Below are 24,317 nucleotides of genomic sequence, written 5' to 3'. Positions count from 1 at the left end.
ACGGGAATGTCGCGCTGGCTCGCGATGGTGCTTCCGCTTGCTCTTGCCGCATGCTCGCTAGGCAATGCCGCCACCCCGCAACCGGTCGAGACACCGGTGCGGGCGATGCGGATCGTCAGCCTGGATTATTGTGCCGACCAATATGTGCTCAAGCTGGTCGGGCGCGACCGCATCCTGGCGCTCTCGCCCGATGCCACGCGCGATTTCTCGTACATGCGCGCTGCCGCAAAGGGCATGCCCAAGGTTGCGCCGCGCGCCGAAGACGTGCTTGTGCTGAAGCCCGATCTGGTGGTGCGCAGCTATGGCGGTGGCGCGGACGCGGGCGCATTTTTTGCGCGCGCAGGCGTGCCGGTGCTGCAGCTGGGCTATGCCGAGGATCTGACAGGTGTGCGCCGGGTGTTGCTGGAGACGGCTGACGGACTGGGTGAGCGGGCGAAAGGAGAGCAGGTCGCGCGGGAAATGGACAGGCGCATCGCGATGCTGGCACGCGCCAAGGTCGCCGGCGCGCATGAGGGCGCACCGAGTCTGCTCTACGCCACCCCAGGCGGGGTCACGTCCGGCCCGGGATCGCTGATCCATGAGCTGATCGAACTCGCCGGGTATCGCAATTTTCAGCAGCAACCCGGCTGGCAGCCGCTGCCGCTCGAGCGGCTGGCTTATGAAAAGCCCGATCGCGTCGCAATGGCCTGGTTCGGGCGGCGCGACTATAATCCCGATCAGTGGAGCGCGGCGCGCCATCCGCTGATGCGCACCGCGAGCGCGCATCCGGCGATCGGGCTGGAAGGCGCCTGGACCGCATGCGGCGGCTGGTTCGTGCTGGATGCTGCCGAGGCGATGGCCCGAGCGCGGGGCGCCAAACTGCCATGACCGGTCGGCTGCTGATACCGTCGCTGATGGCTGGGATCGTGATCGCGCTGGTTGCGGCCTGCCTGCTCGGCTCGGTGCCGCTGCCGCCTGGACGCATGGCAGCGGCGCTGCTGGGCCAGGGCGAGGCGGGGGATATGCTGGTCGTATGGCACGTCCGCCTGCCGCGCGCGCTGGCCGCACTGGTTGCGGGCGCTGCTCTGGGGATCAGCGGCGCGGCGCTGCAGGGCCTGCTGCGCAATCCGCTGGCAGAGCCTGGCGTGCTGGGCGTATCGGCCATGTCGGCGCTGTTCGCGACGGTCGCGCTCTTCTACGGCCTGGCTGCGGTCATCCCCTTTGCGCTGCCGCTGGCCGCGATTGCCGGTGCGCTGATGGCGACCGCGATCATCGCCTGGGCCGCGCCGCGCACACGGTCGGTGGTGACGCTGATCCTGGTCGGCGTTGGCATATCGAGCTTTTCCGGCGCGATCATGGCGCTGCTGATGAACCTGGCCCCCAATCCCTTCACGCTGGCCGACATGGTCACCTGGATGATGGGATCGGTCGCCAATCGCAGCCTGAGCGACCTGGCGCTGAGCGGCCCGTTCATCGTGGCAGGCGCGGCGCTGCTGGTCGCCGGACGGCGCGGGCTGACGGCGCTGGCCTTGGGCGAGGAAGCCGCCGCCGGTGTCGGGCTGGATGTCGCGCGCCAGCGGATGCTGGTGGTGCTGGGCGCTGGCCTTGCCACTGGCGGTGCGGTGGCACTGGCGGGAGCAATCGGCTTTGTCGGGATTGTCGCGCCGCATCTGGTGCGCCCCTGGGTCGGGCATGATCCGGCACGCGTGCTGGTTCCGAGCGCGCTGCTCGCCGGGCTGATCCTGGTGCTGGCCGATATCACCGTGCGCGTGATCCCCGGCGATACCGAGCTGAAGCTGGGCGTTGTCGCTGCGCTGATCGGCGCGCCGGTCTTCGTGATGATCGCCATCCGGCGGGGAGCGGCGCAATGAGCACGCCGCATCTTGAGGTGACCGAAGCCAGCCTGGCCCTGCGCGGCACGACACTGCTCGATCGTGCGTCGCTATCGCTGCAGCCGGGCGAGCTGGTCGTGCTGCTGGGCCCCAATGGCGCGGGCAAGACCAGCCTGTTGCGCGCCGCGCTGGGGCTAGTGCGGCCCGATAGCGGCCATGCGGCGCTGGGGGGCACCGATCCTGCCGCGCTCACCCCGCAGCAGCGTGCCCGCGCGGTGACCTATCTGCCGCAGATGCGCGATCTGGCCTGGCCGATCCGGGTGCGCGATGTCGTGGCGCTGGGCCGGTTCGCCTATGGCGCAGCCCCTGAGCGGCTGGGTGAAGCCGACAGCCTTGCGGTCGCGCATGCGCTGGCCGCCTGCGACCTGCTCGATCTGGCCGACCGCGCCACCGATACGCTTTCGGGCGGGGAGCTGGCGCGCGTCCACATCGCCCGCGCGCTTGCCTCGGAAGCGCCTATGATGGTCGCGGACGAGCCCGTCGCCTCGCTCGATCCGCGCCATCAGCACAAGGTGATGCGGCTGATCCGCGGCTTTGTCGATCGCGGCGGCGGCGCGCTGGTCGTGCTGCACGATCTCGATCTCGCCGCGCTCCATGCCGACCGGCTGGTCTGGATGGCCGGGGGACGCACCGTCGCCGAAGGCAGCGTTGCCGACACCATGACCGCGCACTGGATCGAGGCGATCTATGGCGTGCACGCCACCGTCATGCACAACGAAGGCGCGATCCGCGTGCTGGTGGGGCGTTGACCCGGCTCAGTCGAGCCCCAGCTTGCGCAGCGCGCGGTAGCTGTACGATTTCACCAGGTTGTTGACCGGATAGCGGCGCGGCGGCGAGGGGCGGAAGCCGTATTTGCGCAACACGCTGTTCATCGCATGCGCATCGGTTTCGGCATAGCTCCATTCCGATCGCCAGGTGATCGACAGCGAGATCGAAGGCTTATCGCCATTGCGGACATAATGCGGCGCCATCACCGGCACGAAGATCGCCTGGCCCGGCTCAAGCCGGTAATCGGTGCCGTGCAGCGCAAAGCCGTCGTCCCAGGGCAGATTGCGCGGCCCGCCGCCCGAATGATAGGCTTCGTGCGCTTCGGGCGCGGCAAAGCGCGGATCGCCTGCCGGAAACACCGTCATCGTCTTCCATCCGCGCAGCTGCAGCAGGATGTTGTGTTCGGGATCGAAATGATAGGGCGTCATCGATCCCGGCGACGAGACGAAGATGAACCCCTCGGGCCGCAGCATCGCACCGGTGGTCTTGCCGGTGACGTCGTCCAGCTCGTGCAGCAGGCTCATCAGCAGGTCGCGATAGGCGGGCACCTGCTCGATATTCTTGAGCACGCACCAGCTGTTGGCGCTGTCGATACGGCGGATGGTCTCGCCGATGCTGAGCCCGGTCTTGGGCACGTCCTCGGGCCGGATGCCGATGGGCAGGTCGCCGCGATTATATTCCAGCGACTTTTCCGGCAGCGCTTCGCCCAGCTGCGCCAGCGCCTCCAAGTCGAGCAGTGGGTGCTGCAAAAGGCCATGCGTCAGGATATGCGCGGTTTCCGGGTAGCAGAGCGCAAAGCGCGCCTTGGCATCGTCGGTAAACACGCCGCCGGTCATGGTCCGGGCAAATCCTGCGGGGTGCGGCTGGTCAGTCATCATCGGTCTCCAAAGGAGCGGAAGGCGGAAGGGTGGGGGCTTGCGCCGCGCGGCGGCGGTCCATGAAGCGTTCGCCCCGACGGAAGGCGGCAAACAGCGCGGGGCGGCCAAAGCCCTTGAGCCCGACCGAAACGCGGCCGACATGGCGGCGTTCGGCCCAGAGGCTGTCGATCATCGGATGGCCTTCCGCTGCGCAGCTGTCCATCCAGGCAAGGCCATGGTTGCGCAGGATATCGAGATTGTCGATCTGCAGCAGCACGCCCGGCGAGTAGCGGGCGAATGCCTCGTCGAACGCGGTCTTGAACGAGAAGCCACCCGGCGGGCTGAGGAAATTGACCAGCATCGCGATCGGCTTGCCATCAAGCCGCATGGCGATGAGGTGCAGCTTGCCCGAGGCGTGCGCCCGGTGTGTCGCCTCGAGGAAGAGGGCACGCGTCCCGGGCAGGTCGGCAAGCGCGGAGCCGTTGCGGCCCTTCCAGCCCGATTGCTCGAGCGCCAGAAACTCCGCCAGCCAGGCATCGAGCCCGGCTTCGCCTGGCCCCTGCACCGTCTCGATCTGGCCAATCTCTGCCAGCCGGTTGCGCAGCCGCGCCAGTTCCTTGCGCTTCTTCTTGCGCACTACCTGTTCGTAATAGGCCTGGCCCGGCTGGTCGGTGGCCAGCATCGCGCGTTCCTCGGCCAGCACCACATCGCAGCTGCGGCGCTGATCGCTGCACAGCTGGCGCAGTGCGGCAAAGACCGGCCCGTCGGTCGCGATGCCATAGAGGTGCAGGAACAGCCCGGCGGAAAGCTGGCGGTCCAGCTGCAGCAGCAGCGCCTGCCAGAAGCTGCGTTCATGGCCTGGCCGGATCAGCGGCGTGCCCAGAAAGCAATTGGGGTGCCGCCAGTTCTGGCTGTGCGGCACCGGCCAGCGCCCGTAATATGTCTCACGCGCCATCGGCATCAGCCCGACGAGCTGGCCTTCGTCGTGCAAGGCGACAATGCGTGCGCGGCGCAGCGTATCGCAATGGGCGATGGCGGGTGCGAGATAGTCAGGCGCGTGGAAGACATTGGGTTCGCTGCAATGGTCCGCCAGCCTTTGCCACGCGGCGACAAAGCCAGGGTCCAGCGCCGCCGGGTCGAGCAGCGACAATCGCACGGCACCGCCAGCCGCTGCTGCGGTGGGTGATCCAGCCAAGGCGAGGCTCTGATCCATGCCGTATTCGCGTTCCTGTACCCGTCCGCGACATTCGCGGCCCCCCCGGAACGTATAGGTGATGAATACGAAACAACAGCTTAAGTGGAATGGTTAACCCGTTAAGCGTGGGCGGTGAGGTTAATGCCCAGAAAAAGCCCCGCCAGGCACGGGGCCGGCGGGGCGAGTTGTCGTTCAGATTGACAGGCTATCGCATAGCTTAGCCTGCGGCAAGCGCCGCGAGCAGCAGCAGCGCGACAATGTTGGTGATCTTGATCATCGGATTGACCGCAGGGCCTGCGGTATCCTTGTACGGATCACCCACGGTATCGCCGGTCACCGCCGCCTTGTGCGCTTCGGATCCCTTGCCGCCATGGTTGCCGTCCTCGATATATTTCTTGGCATTGTCCCACGCGCCGCCGCCCGAGGTCATCGACAGGGCAACAAATAGGCCCGAGACGATGACGCCCAGCAGCAAGGCACCCAGCGCGGCAAAGCCATTGGCCTGGCCCGCCACGGCGGTGATGACGAAATAGACCACGATCGGCGCGAGCACCGGCAGCAGCGAGGGGATGATCATCTCCTTGATCGCAGCCTTGGTGACGAGATCGACCGTACGGGCATAATCGGGCTTGGACGTGCCCGCCATGATGCCGGGATTGGTGCGGAACTGCTCGCGCACCTCTTCCACCACCGACCCTGCCGCGCGGCCGACCGCGGTCATCCCCATCGCGCCGAACAGATAGGGCAGCAGCGCCCCCAGCAGCAGCCCGACGATCACGTACGGATTGGACAGCGAGAAATCGACCGGCACGTCAGGGAAGAACTCCTTGAGGTCGGTCGTGTACGCGCCGAACAGCACCAAGGCTGCCAGGCCCGCCGAACCGATGGCATAGCCCTTGGTCACCGCCTTGGTGGTGTTGCCCACCGCGTCCAGCGCATCGGTCTTTTCGCGCACGCTGTCGTCCAGCCCCGCCATTTCGGCGATACCGCCGGCATTGTCGGTGACCGGGCCATAGGCATCGAGCGCAACGACCATGCCGGCCAGCGCCAGCATCGCGGTGGCTGCAAAGGCAATGCCGACAACGCCCGCCAGCTGATAGGCAACGATCACCGCCACCACGATCAGCAAGGTGGGCAGCGCGGTTGCCTCAAGGCTGATCGCAAGGCCCTGGATGACGTTGGTGCCGTGCCCGGTTTCCGATGCCTTGGCGATCGAGCGGACCGGGCGATAATTGGTGCCAGTGTAATATTCGGTGATCCAGATGATCAGGCCGGTGACCGCAAGCCCGATCAGCATGGTGAGATAGAGGTCCATGCCGGTAAATGTCGCAGGGCCAGCAGCATCCGCCGTCTTCATCGAATAGGCTGTGGTCATGCCGACCACCGCATCGGTGACGAAATACAGGCCGATGGCGGACAGCCCGGCGGTGACCGCAAAGCCCTTGTACATCGCGCCCATGATCGAGTTGGACGATCCCAGCCGGACGAAATAGGTGCCGATGATCGAGGTGATGATGCACAGGCCGCAGATGCCCAGCGGCAGGCCGACCAGCGGCAGCAGCGCGGCATCATCGCCCGCCACGAGCAGCGCGATGGCGACCATGGTCACGCCGATGGTGACGACATAAGTTTCGAACAGGTCGGCGGCCATGCCGGCGCAATCGCCGACATTGTCGCCCACGTTATCGGCGATCACCGCCGGGTTGCGCGGATCGTCCTCGGGAATTCCGGCTTCGACCTTGCCGACAAGGTCCGCGCCGACATCGGCCGCCTTGGTGAAGATGCCGCCACCCAGACGCGCGAAGATCGAGATCAGCGAGGCGCCGAACGCCAGGGCCACCAGGCCGTTGACGATGTTGCGGTCCTCAGGGTCGCTGAGGCCATGGCCGGCAATGGCGTAAAGGTAATAGAAATAGCCCGCAGTCGCGAGCAGGCCCAGACCGGCCACCAGCATGCCGGTGATCGCACCGGCGCGGAAGGCCAGTGTCAGCCCCGCCTGCAGCGAGACACTGGCCGCCTGCGCGGTGCGCATATTGGCGCGCACCGAGATGTTCATGCCGATATAGCCCGCCACGCCCGAAAGCACCGCGCCCAGCACGAAGCCGATGGCGGACACGGGATTGCCGAACTTGTCGAGAAGCGCCCAGACCAGGATCAGCATCACGATGCCGACAATGGCGATGGTACGATATTGGCGGCCCAGATACGCCTTCGCGCCCTCCTGGATCGCTGCGCCAATCTCCTGCATCCTCGCATTGCCGGGTGATTGGCTTAAAACCTGTCTGCTGGTGAATATGCCATAGAACACTGCAACCATCCCGCACAGGATGGCTATCAAGACCACGTTCATGCGTCGCTCTCCCAAAAAGCGAAGGCCTCTCGGCCGAACAGGCGATCACCGCGCCCTTCATGAACGTCAGCGTCCCCCTGCATAGGTATAAGCGGGTGTTGCAGGGGCGCAACTTATTAAAACTGACGGGGCAGGGGCGCTCAGCCGTGCAGCCAGCCCAGCTTTTCGGGGGTTTCGATGGGCATGCCATTCCAGCTGATGGTCAGGCCTTCGCCCTCGGCAAAGCCGCCGATGCGGGTCGCGGCAACCGGCAGATGCGCCTCTGCATCCGCTGCAAACAGCAGCTGATAATCGTCGCCCCCGGTGGCAGCCGACAGGGCAGCGGCCTGATCGCTGCCGATCGTTGCAGCGAACGCCTCCGACAATGGCACCCGTGCGAGGTCTATCCGCACCGCGAGACCCGAAGCGCGGGCCATGCGCGCTGCATCGATCAGCAGTCCGTCGGATACGTCCATCATCGCATGCGCGACCTGGGCGAGCGCGCGGCCATCGGCAATGCGCGCCTGCGGGCGGCGATAGGCGGCGATCAGCGCGGCGGGCTGCTGCTGGCCCGCCTGCAACAGGCCAAGCCCGGCCCAGCCGTCGCCAATGGTGCCGGTGACGAACAACGCATCGGTGGCGAGTGCGCCCGCGCGCGAGGGCGGCACCGGGACCGAGGGCAGGCCGATGGCGGTTAGCGAGAGTACCCGCGCCTGGCCTTCGGGCACGCTGACCGTATCGCCGCCGATCAGCGCCATGCCGTGATGGTCGAGCGCCGCCTTGAGCCCCTGTGCAAAGGCCGCGTCCCAGCCGTCGTCGCGCGACAGGCTGTGCCCGGTCAGGCAGGCGAGCGGGGTCGCGCCCTTGGCGGCGAGGTCCGACACGTTCACCGCGACCAGCTTCCACGCGATGTCGGCGGGCGGGTCATCGGGCAAAAAGTGGACGCCTTCGACCAGCATGTCCTTGGTCAGCACGAGCGACTGCTTGCCGATCGTCAGCATCGCCGCGTCATCGTCCAGTCCGCGCGCCGCCGGATCGGTGGCTATGGCGCGCAAGAGGTCGATAAAGGCGGGTTCGCCGGTCATCCTGGTACGACCCTAGCGCATACGTCCCTCGACTGCGCTCGGGACAAACGGAATAAGGTAAAAGCGGGTCGCACCCCCGTCCGTTTGTCCCGAGCGAGGTCGAGGGACGTCGGCAAACTCAGGACCGCACATCCTTGGCGATCCCGTCGAGCAGGCCGTTGGCAAAGCGCGTGTCCTTGGAATCGAAGAACGCATGCGCGACATCGAGATATTCGTTGATCACGCTGCCCACCGGCACATCAGGGCGCGCCAGCAGCTCATAGGTGCCCGCGCGCAGGATCTGGTGCAGCGTACGGTCGATGCGGCCCAGCGACCAGCCTTCGGCCAGCCGCGCCTCGATCAGCCCGTCAATCTCTTCGAGACGCGCGGTGGTGCCTTTGACGACATCGTCGAAAAAGCCGACATCGGCCTCGGCATATTGGTCGTCTTCGATTTCCGCGCCCAGCCGGTGCATGTGGAATTCGTGCAGAAGCTGCGCGATGGGCGTCTTTTCCATCGTGTGCTGGTACAGCGCCTGGACGGCGGCAAGCCGCGCGGCGGAGCGGGATCGAGATTTGTCGTTCATCTGTGTTCCATCATGTCAGCCGGCGCCGAACGCTCTCGGCATGGGCGGGCAGGCCCTCCATCTCGGCGAGCGCAACCGCAGCCGGGCCGATCGCGGCCAGCCCTTGCGCGCCCAGCTGGATGAAGCTGGTGCGCTTCATGAAATCGAGCACCGAAAGCCCGGAGGAAAAACGTGCGCGCCGCCCAGTGGGCAGCACATGGTTGGGCCCGGCGACATAATCGCCCACCGCTTCGGGGGTCAGGCGACCGAGAAACACCGATCCGGCATGGCGGACCTGCGCAAACAGCGGCTCGGGATCGTCGACTGCCAGCTCCAGATGCTCGGCGGCGAGGCGGTTCACCAGCGGCATCGCCTCGTCAAGGCTGTCCACGACGATGATCGCGCCATTGTCTTCCCACGCCCTGGTCGCGACCTTGCGCGTGGCCAGCGCAGCGAGCTGCACGCCGACCGTATCGGCGATAATGTCTGCAAAACCGGCGTCGTCGGTGAACAGGATCGACTGGCTGGTCGGATCATGCTCGGACTGGCTGAGCAGATCGGCGGCGATCCATTCGGGATCGTTCTTGCCATCGGCCACCACAACGATTTCGGAAGGGCCCGCGACCATGTCGATCCCGACCACGCCGTAAAGCTGGCGCTTGGCCTCAGCCACCCAGGCATTGCCAGGGCCGGTGATGACATCGACGGCGCGGATCTTCTGCGTGCCGAACGCCAGCGCGGCGACCGCATGCGCGCCGCCGATCCGCCAGATCTCGTCGACGCCTGCCAGATGCGCGGCGGCGAGCACCAGAGCATTGACCTGGCCCTTGGGCGTCGGCGTCACCACCACCAGCCGCTCGACCCCTGCGACCTTGGCGGGGATGGCGTTCATCAGCAGCGATGAGGGATAGGCAGCGCGGCCACCGGGAACGTACAGCCCCGCCGCATCGACCGCGCTCCAGCGCGCGCCGAGGCGCACGCCTGCGTTATCGGTATAGTCGCGATCCTCGGGCAGCTGCGCCTCGTGATAGGCGCGGATACGGGCAGCGGCGAGATCGAGCGCGGTGCGCAGCTCGTCCGACAGTTCGGCATAGGCGGCGGCGCATGCGTCCTTGCCGATGCTCCAGCCTGCACCATCGAGCGAATGCTCGTCGAAGCGCGCGGTATAATCGGCCAGCGCCGCATCGCCGCGCGCCTTGACGTCGGCGATGATCGCGGTGACGTCGCGGCTGACCTCGATATCGCTCTCGCGCCGTCCGCGCACCAGCTTGTCAAAGGCCTGGCCGAAATCGGCATCACGGGTGGAAAGCCTGAGCGTCATGCCGCCTGCCTGCGTTCTGCGGCCAGATCGCGAAAGGCGGACATCAGCGGCCCAAGCCGGGCGTGGTCCTTTTTCAGCGCGGCGCGGTTGACGATCAGCCGGGCGGAGACCTGGGTGATCACCTCGGTCTCGACCAGGCCGTTGTCCTTGAGCGTCCGGCCCGATTCAACCAGATCGACGATCCGCCGCGACAGGCCGAGCGACGGGGCCAGCTCCATCGCGCCGTTCAGCTTCACGCATTCGGCCTGCACGCCCTGGCGCTCGAAATGGCGGCGGGTGATGTTGGGATATTTGGTCGCCACACGGATATGCGAGGGGCGCGGCTGGTTGCTCGCCGCCTCGTCCGCCGGTTCCGCGACCGACAGGCGGCAATGGCCGAAATTGAGGTCGACCGGCGCGTACAGGTCCGAATAATCGAACTCGTCGATCACGTCCGAACCGACAATGCCGATCTGCGCCGCGCCATGCGCGACGAAGGTCGCGACATCGAACGCGCGCACGCGGATGATGTCCATATCGGCGCGGTTGGTGCCGAAACGCAACGACCGGTTCTTCGGATCATGAAATTCGTCAGCCGGTATGATACCCACCCGTTCGAGCACGGGCAGGGCATCGTCGAGGATGCGCCCCTTGGGCACGGCAAAGATCAGCGTATCGGCCATGGCCGCGGCATGTAGGGGCAAGCAGGGCAAAGGGCAATATGAACCGGCAAGAGGAAATCATCAGCGGCATATCGTTTCAGGCGGATCATGCCGCGCATAATGGCGCGCCGGCGACCGGGGCCGTGTGCCGCGCGCAGATCGCGCTGATGGCGGGGGACACGGCCTGCGGGCGCCGGATCGCCGACTGGCCGGGCCATGTGCTGACCGATGCGATGCCGCTCAGGCTCGCAGGCGGGCTGCACCATCTGTTCCGCCGGGGCGCAGCGCCCGAGCTTGGCCCGGTCTATGCGCAGGAGGTGACGGATCAGGCTGAAATCGACGCGATCGTCGCTGCTGTCGTCGCCCGACACGATGCCGAACTGCTCCCCTGGTTCGATGGCCCGCCGCAGACCAACGAGGCCGGGCGCTCGGCGAGCTTTGTCGCCGCGCTGCACTGGCTGGCCAGCCGCACCACCGATCGGTTCGAGCTCAACGAGATCGGATCGAGCGCGGGGATGAACCTGCTGATCGACCGCTATGGCTATGACTTGTGCGGTGTGACCTCAGGCCCCGCCGACGCGCCTTGCGTGATCCGCCCCGAGTGGCAGGGGCCGCCGCCGCCAGCTACGCCCTTCCGCATCGAAACGGTAAGCGGCTGCGATCTCAATCCCATCGACGTCCGCGACGCGGCGGCTGCCGACCGGCTGATGGCCTATATCTGGCCCGAAGCGGAAGCGCGGTTCGAGCGGATGGAGGCTGGCATCGCGATGATCCGCGAGCGCGCCGTAGATCTCGTCCAGGCCGACGCCGCCGACTGGATCGCCGCGCGGCTTGCCGAGCCGCAGGAGCCGGGCGTCACCCGCGTGCTGATGCACTCGATCGTCTGGCAATACATCCCGCCCGACCGCCAGGCGATGATCGAGGCCGCGATGGTCGAAGCTGGGGCAAAAGCGACTTCCGAGCGCCCGCTCGCCTGGATATCACTGGAAACCAACCGCGCTACCTTCCGTCACGAGCTGAAAGTGCGCTTCTGGCCAGGCGGTGAAGAGGCGCAGTTGCTCGGCGAAGCGCATGCGCATGGGGCGTGGGTGCGGTGGATGGGGTGAGGAGGGGCTGGTTCTTAGTCTGGCTGGCAGCTTGGTTTAGCCAGGGGGCGCATCTCCAGTACACGTTCAGCCCAAATCTCTTTACCCGATAGGCCGAAATGACCCCCAGGACCGGGTCTTTCTCTTCCTGTAAAGCGGACATAATACGCTGCGACCGGATAACATCCCAGCGCTTCATCGTACGGGTAAAATTGCAACTGGGGCAATTTTTCAGAACTGGTAAATTCTAGCCATGCCGATTGTTCGTGAGGAGGTCTCTGAACTGGAAGGTCTTTTGCGCCCTCTATGAAGGTTGATCCCTCAAATTGGTTCAACCACACGCCAGTGTAGTTTCGTAGTTCCGAAAAGCGATAGCATTCGGGGCCAACGTCTATGACTATTACACCATCTTTATACGTGTGGCACGGAAATCCAAATGCAGAGGCGATTGGGAGCGAGGTCTTAAGCCGATCCTCCCATTTAACGAAATGGGTCGGATTATCGACCCACGGCCAAAAGAGTATGACCACTAGAGCTGCTGATGCCAAGACAAAGATTGTTCTACGGTTCATTCAGAAATTCTGCCCTCAATAAATAATATCCGCAATGGGGAGTGCTTTTTGATGGGCATTTATATTGAGCTAGGCTCCGAAGGCGCCTCACCTCCGCTCAGCCTGAGCCTGTCGAAGGCCCCGCGGCCAAGCGTCCCGAATTGCGCCGTTCTCCGGCGTAAGCCGGAGTCTAGGATCGGCTTGGTGCAATCTCGCTCTGGATGCCGGCTTTCGCCGGGACGGGGTTGCGGGTGGGGCAACCGGTTTCGCGGGGCCTTCGACAGGCTCAGGCTGAGCGGGGTTGGGTGCGTTGCGAGGTTGGCTGCGTTCGGCAATGTGAGACCGTGTAGCGCCACCCCACCCCACCCACGCTATTGCGTCGCCACCCACCAGATCGTGCCCGCCGGATCGCGGAAGCCGCCGCGCAGGTCGTCGTCATCGGCCTTGCGCTCGGGTTCGCGCACGACAGTGCCGCCTGCCGCCATCGCCCGGTCGTAGACCGCCTGTGCGTCGGGGACATAGAGGTGAAGATGGACCTCGGCCGAGAGATATTCGCTCTGGCCTCCGCCGATCATCACGACGCTGTCGTCGATGCGCAACTCGGCATGGCCCAGCACGCCATTGGGATGGTCGAAGCGGCGCTCCAGCCGGGCATCGAACACCGTGACCAGAAAGTCGATCAGCCGCTCGGGCTCAGAACAGATGAGATAGGGGCTCAGGCTGGGATAGGCGGCAGGTTTCCACTCGGTCATGGCGATCTCCCTCGGAGCGGTCGGCGCTGCGAGTCGCGTATCGGCGACGGGGCCCAAGTCTATACCCGCAAGCCCCGCGCTGCCACGCCGTCGCGCCGGACTGTCACCATAATTTCGCCGAGCGCGGCTAGGGCGGTGTGAGGACCGCGCCGGAGGGGGGATGCGGCTGCCTGAATGGGGACGTGCGCCGCGATGAACAGCCAGCCGCCAGCGGAGCATTTTCAAACAACCGGTCCCCTTCGCGGCACCGGGCCGGATGCGGCGCTGTTCGTCGAACGCCTACGCGAGGTCGGCCCAGCCACGCTCATCGCCAATGTCGAGGGCGAGGCGCTACTGGAACGCGCCGGGGCCCATGACCTGCCGGTGATCGTCACATCGGGCAGCCTCGGGCACAGCTATGTCGTAGCCCCGCACAGCGCCTATGTGCGTTATCCGCGCGCCGAGCTTGACCTGGTCAATCTCGGGCGGATGCGAGGCCTTGCCAGCCTTGCCATCGGCGCGGCGGATGTGCTGCTCCGCGCACTGAGGATCAACCGCGCGGTGCAGATCGACAACTGGCTGCTGTCGACTTCACTGCATGGCGATTGGCGCGGCGAGGGGCTGGCCGACCTGCGTCAGCGGCTCGCGGGCCGCTATCCCGATCACTACCAGCTGATCCGCTCGGTCGATGATTGGTCCTGCCCCGCGCTCACCGCTGCCCTGCGCGCGGATGGCTGGATGCTGCTGCCCAGCCGCCAGATATGGGTGACCGATGACCTGCGGCGCGACTGGGCGGTGCGCAAGAGCGTCAAGAACGACGGCCGCAAGCTGGCACAATCGGGGCTGGTGGTCGAGGACGTCACGAGGCTCGGCGATGCCGATGCCAGGCGGATCGCGCAGCTTTACGCGATGCTGTACATCGACAAATATTCGGCACTGAACCCGCAATATTCGCCCGGCTGGATGCAACTGGCGGTGGAAACCGGGCTGTTCCAGTTGCGCGTGGCGCGCGATTCCGCGGGGCAGATCATGGCTGCGGCGGCCATTGTGGTGCGCGGCGATATCGCCACAAACCCGATGTTGGGCTATGACCGGGAGCGGCCGCAGTCCGAGGGATTGTATCGCATAGCCTCCTGGCTGGTCGGCGATTTCGCGCTGCGCCATGGCCTGAGGCTGCACGGTTCGGCAGGCGCGGGGCATTTCAAGCAGCAGCGCGGCGCGCGCAGCGCCATCGACTATATCGCCATCCATGCCGGGCATCTGCCTTTCTGGCGGCGCTGGCCGCTGGCGGTGATCGCGTGGGCGCTGGAGCGGTTCGCCGTGCCTGTGCTCAAGCGCCGGATGCTCTAGGCGCTGAGGAACTGCTCCATCGCGCCGATCAGCGCCTGCGGCTGCTCCCAGGGGACGAAATGTCCGCCCGGGGCCTTGACCAGCGTCAGGTCGGGCACCAGCGTCTCGATGCCATCGAGCAGCGAGGGGCGCAGCGCATAATCGTCCATCGCCCAATAGAGCAGGGTGGGCTGGGTGACCGGCAGGAAGGGGCGGTCCAGATAGGCGGGGCGCTCCACCTCGCCACCCACCGACGGTACGATCAGCGGGCTGGCGCGGTACCAGTTGACCATCGCGGTAAACGCGCCCGGCGTCTGCCATTGCGCCAGATAGATTGCACGTTCCTCTGGCGTGATCGCCGTGGCGGCGCTGGGCTCGGCAAAGCGCGAATCGAAATAGGCGTCCCAGCCCATGGCGCGCACCTTGGCCTCGAAATCGGGCGCGCGCATCTCGGTGATATATTGCGCCGACGCGCGCTGATCGGGATCGTCGAACAGCGCCTTCTGATAAGTGAAGGGATGCGCGGCATTGGCCATGATCAGCCGCGTCACCCGGTCGGGGTGGTTGAGCGCCGCCATCCAGGCAATCGCGCCGCCCCAGTCATGCCCGACCAGCGTGAACGTATCGATCCCCAGATGATCGGCCAGCGCCAGCAGATCGGCGACCATGTGTTTCGGCTGATAGTTGTCGACGCCTTCGGGCTTGGAGGAATTGCAGAACCCGCGCTGATCGGGCGCGATCAGCCGGTAGCGATCCTGGAAATGCCGCATGACATAGCGCCAGGTGCGGTGCGATTCGGGAAAGCCGTGCAGCAGGATCAGCGGCGGCGCGTCTGCGGGCCCGGCGATGGCGACGTCAAGCTCGACCCCGGTCGGCAGCGCAATGCGGGTCAGGGGCAAGTCGATCATGGCGCTGGGTCTCCGGTCTGTCGTTTTCCGGCCGTTCTATGCCATCGCCCTAATCTCGTCACCCCACGGAGGCATGGATCATGTCCGCCCGCGGGTCAGCGGCACTTCGGGAATGGGAATGAACTCGTGCTCGTCGCCCGGCACCTTGGGGAAGGCACCGCGGTTCCAGCGGTCGGCCGCATCGCGGATGCGCGCGTTGGACGAGCCGACGAAATTCCACCAGATATGCCGTTCCGAGGCGAAATCCGCGCCGCCCAGCAGCATCGCACGAGCGCCGCTCATGCTCTCCAGCTTCGGCTTGGCTCCCGGAGCGATGAGGTACAGCAGATAAGGCTCCAGCGGCAGGCCATCGATTGCGGCATCGCCATCGACCAGCATCACCGCGCGCTCGTCCGCCGGGCTGTCGATCGGGATCGCGCCGCCCGCCTGAAGCACGATATCGGCATAGATGGTCGGGCTGTGGCAGGTGGTCGGCGCGGTCTGGCCCCAGAGCGAGCCCATGATGATCTTGGCCGATACCTTGCCATCGTCGACGGTAGGCAGCGCGGGGCAGCCGATATTCTCGAACGCGGGCTCGGTATCTTCCAGGGCATCGGGCAGCGCCAGCCAGGTCTGCATGCCGAACAGCCTGGCGCCTCCCGCCATCTCGTCGGCAGGGCTGCGCTCCGAATGGACGATGCCGCGCCCTGCGGTCATCAGATTGACCTCGCCGGGATGGATGGTCTGGAAGGTGCCCAGCGAATCGCGATGATCGATCGCGCCGGTGAACAGATAGGTGACCGTGGCAAGCCCGATATGCGGGTGCGGCCGCACGCCCAGATCGCGCCCGATATCGAGCTGCGCCGGGCCGAATTCGTCGACGAAGATGAACGGCCCCACCATTGCGCGCTTCTTCTGCGGCAGCACGCGGCGCACGGTGAAGCCGCCCAGATCATGGCTGGTGGGAAGCAGCGTGAGGGCGATGGGGGACGTCATTTCATCTCTCCGAACATGCGCCGCAGCCGGCGATGCCTGTGGTGGAAGAACAGTGCGACGAACCGGGCGGTCAGTCCGGGGAACAGGCTTGGCTCGAAGTTCAGCGTGTCTGTCACGCGGCAGCCGCCAGGCACCTCGTCGATGCGCCGTTCATGCTGCCAGCGGCGCATCCCGGTCATCGGCGACTGTTCGACAAAGCCGAAACCCGGGTTGAAGCTGGTGAAGGTCAGCATGCTGGTGCCAGCGGGAATAACACCGCCGATCAGCAGGCGACTGCGAAACACGGCTTTGCCCGGCTGGATGTCGCCATCGGAAAGGCGCTCGAAACCTGCAGGCGCGGTCATGGCCAGCAACGGCATCATTTCCTGCCGCAGGCCGGCGATCGAGGTAACCGAATGCCATACCCTCTCGCGATCGGCCGCGAGCGTGGAGGAAAAAGAGGCCGTCGTGATGCTCAGCTCTATTCGCCCGGTGCCCGCGCCTTGATCGCCAGCGCGTGCACCTTCTGTCCCGGCAGCTCGCCCAGCGCGCGGTTGACCATGCGCTGGCGTTCCAGCCGGGACTTGCCCGCAAACTCGGCGCTCTCGATCTCGACCGTGAAGTGCGATTCGCCGCTGCCATCATCGCCCATATGGCCGCTGTGCTTGGCGCTGTCGTTGATCACGTCGAGCCGCGTCGGCGTCAGCGCGGCCATCAAACGCGTTTCGATTTCGCTGGCCATCGGCCCCTTGGTTTTCGTCGTCATGCGCACCTATATAGGCCGCTTTCCGCCCGATGGCGAGGCGGCGTACTCAGGGAATGGCATCAGGTCTTGGCAGACAGTGGCGACACGGGGCGGGATGGCGGCGGTGCGCGCAGACGCACCCGTTTTCATGGCCGGGTGGAAAATACCGGGCGGCGCTGTGACTGGGCCGATTGCCCGGAAGAGGGGGAGTTCCGCGCTCCTCCGGCAGAAGAATCGCGCCATGGCTCGCGCTTTGACGGGCCGGGCCGCTATCGCTGGTTCTGCCTCGAGCATATCCGCGAATTCAACGAGCGGTACAATTTCTTCGCCGGAATGACCGCCGAGGAAATCTATCAGGCGCAGCGCCCGACCGCCGGCTGGGACCGCGAGACGCGCGCCTTTGCCGCGGGCGCGGGCCAGACTCCGCGATGGAGCGATTTTGCCGATCCGCTCGACGCCATCGGCGCGCGCTTCCGCCAGAACATGGCTGATCGTGCGCGCGCTGCTGCCGATTCCGCCCGCGCGCAGCAGCGCGGCCTTTCGGCAGCCGACCAGAATGCGCTGCGGACGCTAGGGCTTGGCGCGGATGCAACGCGCACGACCATCCGCAAGGCCTATTCGCAGCTGGTGCGCACTTATCACCCTGATCGCAATGGCGGCGACCGAAGCCACGAGAAAGCCTTGCAGGAGGTCATCGCCGCCTATACGCACTTGCGCAAACTTGCCGCCTTCGCCTGATCATGCGATCGGGCGGGGAGCCCCCAGACGACCTCGCAACACCGGATTTTGCCATGACCGATATTTCGAACACCCAGCCCGATAGCCGCGATGGCACCCTGCTCGATGCGCCCGACAAGATGGTCGATGCGCGCGAGGTGTTCGGTGTCGATATCGACATGCAGGTGCCCGCGTTCAGCGAAGCGGATGAGCGCGTGCCCGATCTTGATCCGTCCTATGTGTTCGACCCGGAAACCACGCTCGCGGTGCTGGCGGGCTTTGCGCACAATCGCCGCGTGATGGTGCAGGGCTATCACGGTACGGGCAAGTCGACGCATATCGAACAGATTGCCGCGCGCCTCAACTGGCCGTGCATCCGCATCAATCTCGATGCGCATATCAGCCGTATCGATCTGGTCGGCCGCGACGCCATCGTGCTGCGCGACGGCAAGCAGGTGACCGAGTTCCGCGAAGGCCTTCTGCCCTGGGCGCTGCAGACGCCGACCGCTCTGGTGTTCGACGAATATGACGCGGGTCGCCCCGATGTGATGTTCGTGATCCAGCGCGTGCTCGAGACCGAAGGCAAGCTGACCCTGCTCGATCAGAACCGCGTGATCCGTCCGAACCCCTATTTCCGCCTGTTCGCTACCGCGAACACCGTGGGCCTGGGCGACACCAGCGGGCTGTATCATGGAACGCAGCAGATCAACCAGGGCCAGATGGACCGCTGGAACATCGTGTGCACGCTCAATTATCTGCCCGCCGAAACTGAAGCCAAGGTGGTGCTGGCCAAGGTCGGCGAAACCGATCCGCAGGTGGTCAAGAACATGGTCAAGGTGGCCGATCTGACCCGCCAGGGCTTTATCAACGGCGATATCTCGACGGTGATGAGCCCGCGTACCGTAATCAGCTGGGCCCAGAATACCGCGATCTTCCACAATATCGGCTTCGCCTTCCGCCTGTCGTTCCTCAACAAGTGCGACGAGGCAGAGCGGATGCTGGTGGCGGAATATTACCAGCGCGTATTCGGCGAGGACCTGCCGGAGAGCATCATCGGTCGGGGGTGAGCTGCGGGGAAGCGATGGACAAGGCGACTGCCATTGCAAGACTGAAGGCCCATGAAGCCGAGCTTCGTGCGTTGGGCGTCGAACGGCTGTCGCTGTTCGGCTCTACCGCACGCGGCGAAGCAGGGCCACAATCCGATATTGATCTTGCTGCGCGCTTCGCATCAGCAGCCAGGGTGGGAATTTTTCAATATGCCCTGATCGCCGATCGGTTGGAGGAAATTCTGACCACGAACGTCGATCTTGTCGCCGAGCCTGCTCGCAAGCCGCGCATGCAGATCGCGATTGATCGGGATCGTGTTCATGTCTTCTGATCGCGAGCACGACACCCTGCTCGATATCGTGGAAAATGCGGGTTTCGTAGCCGAATATCTGAACGGCATGGACTTTCAGCATTTTGCGGCAAGCCGCATCACTGTCGATGCCATCGAGCGTTGCCTGCAGCGGATAACTGAAGCTGTCATAAGGGTGGGCGAAGAACGCATGGCAGCCATCGCCCCGGAAGTGCCATTCCATGCCTTGAGGGGCTTGGGTAACAGGTTGAGGCAAGAATACGACATGATCGATCATGAAATATTGTACGCAGCAGCCGTTTACGATGTGCCGAGGCTTGTAGAACGCTGTCGTGCAGCGTTGCAGCAATGAAGCCGCACTAGCTAGTGCTGTCATAATCATATAACACACCTGCTGTGTTCAAGAAACTGCGATTCGGATCGGGACGTTTTGGGGGAGGCGGAGCTTCTGCTGCCGATGCGCCATGGCCGCCGCCGGGGCTGGGCGAGGCGCGTAATCCGTGGCTTGATCCTGCCGACGTCAGCGCGCCTGCGCCCGAGCCTATCAAGCCGCCGCGCACGCGCTGGTGGTGGGCCAAGCGGGCCATGGCTGCGGGCTTTGTGCTGTTCCTGATCCTGCTCGCCTGGCTGGCGATCACCGCACCACTGTCCAAGTCGCTCGAACCGATCGCGCCGCCCGAAATCACGCTGCTGGCCGCCGATGGCACGCCGATCGCGCGCAGCGGCGCGGTGGTGGAAGAGCCGGTTGTGGTCGACAGGCTGCCGCCGCATGTCACGCAAGCGTTTCTGGCGATCGAGGATCGGCGGTTCTACACGCATTGGGGCATCGATCCGCGCGGGCTGGCGCGTGCGCTTTGGGCCAATGTCTCGGGCAGCAGCGTCCAGGGTGGCAGCACGATCACGCAGCAGCTTGCCAAGATCAGCTTCCTTACCCCCGAACGCAGCCTGACGCGCAAGCTGCGCGAGATGCTGATCGCCTTCTGGCTGGAGGCCTGGCTGACCAAGGACGAGATTCTGGGGCGCTATCTTTCCAACGCCTATTTCGGCGACAATGTGTACGGCCTGCGCGCGGCCTCGCTGCACTATTTCTATCGCCAGCCGGAAAAGCTGAAGCCCGAACAGGCGATCCTGCTCGCCGGGTTGGTGCAGGCACCCTCGCGCTTTGCGCCGACGCGCAACTGGCAGGGGGCCAGCAAGCGCGCCGCCATGGTGCGCGCGGCGATGGTCGATGCGGGCTATCTGACCCAGCAGGAGGCCGACGCGCTGCCGCAGCCGCGGCTTGATGTCCATGAGCGGCCCAAGCTGGCCAATGGCACCTATTTTGCCGATTGGGCGATGCCGCAGGCCCGGGCACTGACCGAGATGTCGCACAGCCGCCTGACGCTGACGACGACGCTCGATGCGCGGCTGCAGCGCGCTGCCGAGCGAATTGTCGCGCGCTCCGGGCTGGGCAAGGCGCAGATCGCCCTGGTCGCGATGCGCACCAACGGCGAGGTCGTGGCGATGGTCGGCGGCAAGAGCCACGATGCCTCGCCGTTCAACCGTGCCACCCAGGCGCGCCGCCAGCCCGGCTCCACCTTCAAGCTGTTCGTCTGGCTCGCCGCGCTGGAGGCGGGGATGGAGCCGAACTCGGTGGTCGAGGATTCGCCGATCACCACCGGAACCTACCGCCCGCGCAATGCCGGCGACCGCTATCGCGGCGTCATCAGCTTGGAAGAGGCGTTCGTCCATTCGAGCAATGTCGCCTCTGTCCGGCTGTTCCAGAAGGTGGGCAGCGAGAAGGTGATCAAGCAGGCGACCCAATTGGGCCTGAAGGGGCCGTTTACCGAAGGCGATCCCAGCCTGGCGCTGGGCAGCGGCAGCGCGACGCTGCTGGAGATGACGGCAGCCTTTGCCGGAGTAGCGAGCAACAAATGGCCGGTCGAACCGCATGCCTTCAAGCGCGAGGAGCAGGGCTGGATCGAATGGCTGGTCGATGGACCGGACAGCTATTCCACCCGTGTGCACGAACAGATGCAGGACATGCTGCGCGCCGCCGTCAACCGCGGCACGGGCCGCGCGGCGAGCCTCAACATCCCCAATTTCGGCAAGACCGGCACCAGCCAGGACAATCGCGATGCGCTGTTCATCGGCTATGCCGGCGATCTGGTCGTCGGCGTGTGGATCGGCAATGACGACAACAGCCCGATGCAGGGCATTCGCGGTGGCGGTCTGCCCGCGCGCATCTGGCGCCAGTTCATGGGCGAGGCCGTGCGCGGTGCCGTTCCGCCGCGCCGCGCCGCTCCCGCTGCACCGCCCGAGGAGGTCGATCCCGATCCGGCGGTCGGCCCCGTTCTCGAAGGCGAAATCACCGCCGAGCTGGGTGGTGCAAATGTCCGCGTGACGCCCGAGGGGCTGACCATTTCGGGCGATGTGGGCGGAGCGCCAGTGGAGGTGACAGTCGATGGCAGCGGGGCAAATGTGCAGCGCCAGCGGCCACCTCCGACCGATCCGCCGCAATAGCGCAAGCCCATCGCTTGACATTGGCAGCGCCCCCCTTCAGCGATAGCGGATGACCAATCGCACTCCGCTCGACGATCTCAAGAATGTGCTGGCCGGGACCGCGCGGGCCATTGCCAGCCAGCCCGAAATCGAGGTCGCGTTCACCGCCGATCCGCCGTCGCAATCGGGCAGCAAGCTGCGCGTGCCGATGCCGGGACGCAAGCTGCCGGCCGATCAGGTCGCCGAAGCGCGCGGCTTCGCGGATCTGTATGCGCTGCGGTTGAAACACCATAATCCGGCCCAGCATAATGCCAGTGCCCCGCGCGAAGCGGTGGCGCGTGCGGCGTTCGATGCGGTCGAGCAGGTGCGGATCGAAGCGCTGGGAAGCCGCTCGATGAGCGGCCTTGGCGCCAATCTGGATGCGGCGCTGGAGATGCGCATGCGCTCCGACCCGATCGTGCGCGCGACACGCGCCGATGAGGTGCCGATCTCGACCGCTCTGGGGCTGATCGTGCGCGAGCGGCTGACCGGCAAGGCGATGCCCGAAGACAGCGTGGCCGGAGTCAATCTGGTCCGCGAATGGATCGAGTCCAAGGGCGGCGAGGATATCGACAATCTGGCGATGTCGCTCGACGACCAGGCGGGGTTTGCCGCGCTCGCCAACCGGTTGCTCGAGCATCTGGAGCTGACCGAAGGCCAGATGGACGAAGAGGACAGCCAGGACGACGGCGATGATGACGATTCGTCCGAACAGGGCGAGCCGGAGGATCAGGAAGGCGAGCAAGACGGATCCGACCAGGGCCAGACCGAGGCGCGCGGCGAGGAACAGACCGGCGAGAACGAGGACGGCGACCAGTCCGAGACCGAAGGCGAGATGGAGCAGGGGGACGATGGCGACCCCGGCGAGATGGGCGACGATGGCATGATGCCGACGCGGCCCAATCGCCCGTGGACCGATCTGCCCAATGATTTCGAGTACAAGGCCTGGACCACGCGGTTCGACGAGATCGTCGAGGCCACCGATTTGTGCGACGAGGACGAGCTGCTGCGGCTGCGCGCCTATCTGGACCAGCAGCTGGCGCATCTGCAGGGCGCCGTGACCAAGCTCGCCAACCGGTTGCAGCGCCGCCTGATGGCGCAGCAGAGCCGCAGCTGGGACTTCGACCAGGAAGAGGGCATGCTCGATGCCGCGCGGCTTGCCCGCGTTGTCGTCGCGCCCGGCCATTCGCTATCGTACAAGATCGAGCGCGATACCGAATTCCGCGACACCGTCGTCACGCTGCTGATTGACAATTCCGGGTCGATGCGCGGTCGCCCGATCAGCATCGCGGCGATCAGCGCGGATATCATGGCGCGCACGCTCGAACGCTGCGGTGTGAAGACCGAGATCCTGGGCTTTACCACCAAGGCGTGGAAGGGCGGGCAGTGCCGCGAGGACTGGCTGGCGCATGGCCGCCCGCAGCTTCCCGGCCGCCTCAACGATCTTCGGCACATCGTCTACAAGAAGGCCGATGAGCCCTGGCGGCGCGCGCGCAAGAATCTGGGCCTGATGATGCGCGAGGGGCTGCTCAAGGAGAATATCGACGGCGAGGCGCTGCTCTGGGCGCACAACCGCCTGATCGCGCGGCATGAGGAGCGGCGCATCCTGATGGTGATCTCGGACGGCGCGCCGGTCGATGACTCGACGCTGTCGGTCAATCACGGCGCGTATCTGGAGCAGCATCTGCGCAAGGTCATCGACTGGATCGAGAAAATGTCGCCCGTGCAGCTGATCGCCATCGGCATCGGCCATGACGTGACCCGCTATTACCGGCGCGCGGTGACGATCATGGATGCCGAGCAGCTGGGCGGCACGATGGTGGAGCAGCTGGCAGGGTTGTTCGACGACGAATAAGCTTGGCTTGCCAAGGTCCGGACAACGCCTTAACCACGCGATTAAATTCATCTCGCAGGGGAGATCCGCCTTGAACGTATCCGAAGCCGTTGCCACCCGTCGTTCCGTCCGTCAGTTCCGGCCCGATCCGGTGCCGCTGGACATGATCCGTGAAATCCTGACCAAGGCGCAGCGTTCGCCTTCGGGCGGCAACACCCAGCCCTGGAATGCGATCGTGCTGACCGGCGAGCCGCTCGCCGACCTGACCGCCAAGATCAAGGCCAAGGCTGCGACCGCGCCGATGGGCGAGGGGATGGAATATCCCATCTATCCCGAAGGCCTGGAGGGCCGCTACGAGCAGCAGCGCCGCGCGGTGGGCGAGGCGATGTTCGGCGCGCTGGGCATCGGGCGCGAGGATGGCGCGGGCCGGGTCAAGCAGATGATGGCCAATTGGGACAGCTTCGGCGCGCCGGTGCAGATCTTCACCTATTGTCGCACCTATATGGGCCAGCCGCAATGGTCGGACATGGGCATGTGGCTGCAGACGGTGATGCTGCTGCTGCGCGAGGCGGGTCTGGACAGCTGCCCGCAGGAAATCTGGGCGATGTACGGCACCTATATGCGCGAGCTGCTGGGCATTGGTGACGAGTTCATCTTCTTCACCGGCATGGCCGTGGGCTATCGCGACCCTGATGCGCCGATCAACGGCTTCCCCGTGCCGCGCGTCAGTATCGACGATGCTATTCAGTTCCGGGGCTTCTGACCACCGCGGCAAAGCAGCCATCGCCGGTTCAGCCTGCTCATGTATAATCGCAGGCAAACCGGCGGCGGCAACTGGTCAGCCCGTTATCGGCAGACTATAGCTTAGCGAAACGAATCCTCTCCGGGTCGCACCGAGGATTGAATTTTGACGTATCGCGGCTTGGGGGCGGCGATGGCAAGGGGTGCGACGATGCTTTGGACTGGACCGGGCTG

24 protein-coding genes are annotated in these 24,317 nt (G+C 65.5%); 12 read left to right on the top strand and 12 right to left on the bottom strand.

The genetic code is table 11. The annotated features are described in order from the left end of the window. The first annotated feature begins 6 nt into the window (after positions 1–6). Genes OU999_06590 through OU999_06580 form a run of 3 tightly spaced genes read left to right on the top strand, consistent with a single transcriptional unit; the run spans position 7 to position 2,620 of the window. A complete protein-coding gene (locus OU999_06590) occupies positions 7–867 on the top strand; it encodes an ABC transporter substrate-binding protein (protein ID WAC24847.1) in 861 nt (286 codons plus the stop codon). After that, positions 864–1,850, top strand: a complete 987-nt coding sequence (locus tag OU999_06585) for an iron ABC transporter permease (protein WAC24846.1) — start codon at positions 864–866, stop codon at positions 1,848–1,850. The genes OU999_06590 and OU999_06585 overlap by 4 nt, the downstream gene beginning before the upstream one ends. Beyond that, positions 1,847–2,620 carry an ABC transporter ATP-binding protein gene (locus OU999_06580; GenBank protein WAC24845.1) on the top strand — a complete coding sequence of 258 codons (774 nt, stop codon included), beginning with the start codon at positions 1,847–1,849 and terminating at the stop codon, positions 2,618–2,620. Before OU999_06585 ends, OU999_06580 begins: the two co-directional genes overlap by 4 nt. A 6-nt stretch (positions 2,621–2,626) precedes the next feature. On the opposite strand, the gene OU999_06575 is transcribed toward OU999_06580, so the two are convergent. The 7 genes from OU999_06575 to hisG form a co-directional block, all read right to left on the bottom strand. Then, on the bottom strand, positions 2,627–3,514 hold the full coding sequence (locus tag OU999_06575) for a cupin-like domain-containing protein (GenBank protein ID WAC25369.1): 888 nt from the start codon (positions 3,512–3,514) through the stop codon (positions 2,627–2,629). Then, positions 3,507–4,709, bottom strand: a complete 1,203-nt coding sequence (locus OU999_06570) for a GNAT family N-acetyltransferase (protein WAC24844.1) — start codon at positions 4,707–4,709, stop codon at positions 3,507–3,509. The genes OU999_06575 and OU999_06570 overlap by 8 nt, the downstream gene beginning before the upstream one ends. 199 nt (positions 4,710–4,908) lie before the next feature. Then, complete coding sequence (locus OU999_06565; GenBank protein ID WAC24843.1) at positions 4,909–7,041, bottom strand: sodium-translocating pyrophosphatase; 2,133 nt, start codon at positions 7,039–7,041, stop codon at positions 4,909–4,911. A 140-nt stretch (positions 7,042–7,181) separates the two neighbouring features. Continuing rightward, positions 7,182–8,105: a thiamine-phosphate kinase gene (thiL, locus tag OU999_06560; GenBank protein WAC24842.1), complete on the bottom strand. Its 924-nt coding sequence runs from the start codon at positions 8,103–8,105 to the stop codon at positions 7,182–7,184. A gap of 118 nt (positions 8,106–8,223) precedes the next feature. Next, positions 8,224–8,670, bottom strand: coding sequence for a transcription antitermination factor NusB (gene nusB / locus OU999_06555; protein WAC24841.1), 447 nt, complete (start codon positions 8,668–8,670; stop codon positions 8,224–8,226). 10 nt (positions 8,671–8,680) lie between these two features. Further along, complete coding sequence (gene hisD, locus OU999_06550) at positions 8,681–9,970, bottom strand: histidinol dehydrogenase (GenBank protein WAC24840.1); 1,290 nt, start codon at positions 9,968–9,970, stop codon at positions 8,681–8,683. Then, entirely contained in the window at positions 9,967–10,632 is a 666-nt protein-coding gene (hisG, locus tag OU999_06545; GenBank protein ID WAC24839.1) for an ATP phosphoribosyltransferase, read from the bottom strand. Before hisG ends, hisD begins: the two co-directional genes overlap by 4 nt. A gap of 38 nt (positions 10,633–10,670) precedes the next feature. Here hisG and OU999_06540 point away from each other — a divergent pair, with 38 nt between their 5' ends. Then, the gene (locus OU999_06540) at positions 10,671–11,717 is read left to right on the top strand and encodes a DUF2332 domain-containing protein (GenBank protein ID WAC24838.1); all 1,047 of its coding nucleotides are present in this window, start codon (positions 10,671–10,673) and stop codon (positions 11,715–11,717) included. 901 nt (positions 11,718–12,618) lie between these two features. Here OU999_06540 and OU999_06535 read toward each other — a convergent pair. Further along, positions 12,619–12,999 carry a VOC family protein gene (locus OU999_06535; protein ID WAC24837.1) on the bottom strand — a complete coding sequence of 127 codons (381 nt, stop codon included), beginning with the start codon at positions 12,997–12,999 and terminating at the stop codon, positions 12,619–12,621. A gap of 174 nt (positions 13,000–13,173) precedes the next feature. Here OU999_06535 and OU999_06530 point away from each other — a divergent pair, with 174 nt between their 5' ends. After that, complete coding sequence (locus tag OU999_06530; GenBank protein WAC24836.1) at positions 13,174–14,328, top strand: GNAT family N-acetyltransferase; 1,155 nt, start codon at positions 13,174–13,176, stop codon at positions 14,326–14,328. On the opposite strand, the gene OU999_06525 is transcribed toward OU999_06530, so the two are convergent. From OU999_06525 to OU999_06510, 4 genes are all read right to left on the bottom strand, one after another. Beyond that, positions 14,325–15,215 (bottom strand): alpha/beta hydrolase, encoded by an 891-nt coding sequence (locus tag OU999_06525; GenBank protein ID WAC24835.1) that lies wholly within the window; start codon positions 15,213–15,215, stop codon positions 14,325–14,327. The two genes, OU999_06530 and OU999_06525, sit on opposite strands and share 4 nt — an antisense overlap. Positions 15,216–15,293: 78 nt before the next feature. After that, entirely contained in the window at positions 15,294–16,190 is an 897-nt protein-coding gene (locus OU999_06520; GenBank protein ID WAC24834.1) for a pirin family protein, read from the bottom strand. Further along, the gene (locus OU999_06515) at positions 16,187–16,534 is read right to left on the bottom strand and encodes a hypothetical protein (protein WAC24833.1); all 348 of its coding nucleotides are present in this window, start codon (positions 16,532–16,534) and stop codon (positions 16,187–16,189) included. The genes OU999_06520 and OU999_06515 overlap by 4 nt, the downstream gene beginning before the upstream one ends. Before the next feature lie 116 nt (positions 16,535–16,650). Further along, entirely contained in the window at positions 16,651–16,935 is a 285-nt protein-coding gene (locus OU999_06510; protein WAC24832.1) for a BolA family transcriptional regulator, read from the bottom strand. Positions 16,936–17,001: 66 nt separating this feature from the next. Between OU999_06510 and OU999_06505 the strand changes: the two genes are divergently transcribed. The 7 genes from OU999_06505 to OU999_06475 all read left to right on the top strand — a co-directional run bounded on the left by OU999_06505 (position 17,002) and on the right by OU999_06475 (position 24,105). Next, positions 17,002–17,652: a J domain-containing protein gene (locus OU999_06505; protein ID WAC24831.1), complete on the top strand. Its 651-nt coding sequence runs from the start codon at positions 17,002–17,004 to the stop codon at positions 17,650–17,652. Positions 17,653–17,705: 53 nt separating this feature from the next. Further along, the gene (gene cobS / locus OU999_06500; GenBank protein WAC24830.1) at positions 17,706–18,698 is read left to right on the top strand and encodes a cobaltochelatase subunit CobS; all 993 of its coding nucleotides are present in this window, start codon (positions 17,706–17,708) and stop codon (positions 18,696–18,698) included. Positions 18,699–18,712: 14 nt separating this feature from the next. Further along, positions 18,713–19,009, top strand: a complete 297-nt coding sequence (locus tag OU999_06495; protein ID WAC24829.1) for a nucleotidyltransferase domain-containing protein — start codon at positions 18,713–18,715, stop codon at positions 19,007–19,009. Next, complete coding sequence (locus OU999_06490) at positions 18,981–19,340, top strand: DUF86 domain-containing protein (GenBank protein ID WAC24828.1); 360 nt, start codon at positions 18,981–18,983, stop codon at positions 19,338–19,340. The genes OU999_06495 and OU999_06490 overlap by 29 nt, the downstream gene beginning before the upstream one ends. 44 nt (positions 19,341–19,384) lie before the next feature. After that, positions 19,385–21,490 (top strand): transglycosylase domain-containing protein, encoded by a 2,106-nt coding sequence (locus OU999_06485; GenBank protein ID WAC24827.1) that lies wholly within the window; start codon positions 19,385–19,387, stop codon positions 21,488–21,490. A gap of 49 nt (positions 21,491–21,539) precedes the next feature. Beyond that, positions 21,540–23,363 carry a cobaltochelatase subunit CobT gene (gene cobT / locus OU999_06480; GenBank protein ID WAC24826.1) on the top strand — a complete coding sequence of 608 codons (1,824 nt, stop codon included), beginning with the start codon at positions 21,540–21,542 and terminating at the stop codon, positions 23,361–23,363. Between the two features lie 70 nt (positions 23,364–23,433). Then, complete coding sequence (locus OU999_06475; protein WAC24825.1) at positions 23,434–24,105, top strand: nitroreductase; 672 nt, start codon at positions 23,434–23,436, stop codon at positions 24,103–24,105. Positions 24,106–24,317 lie beyond the last annotated feature (212 nt).

The sequence above is a fragment of the Blastomonas sp. SL216 genome (genome assembly GCA_026625625.1).
In the GTDB taxonomy this organism is placed as follows: Bacteria; Pseudomonadota; Alphaproteobacteria; order Sphingomonadales; family Sphingomonadaceae; genus Blastomonas.
Note: the sequence above shows the minus strand (reverse complement) of the source record. Positions and strands in the feature narration are given on the sequence as shown.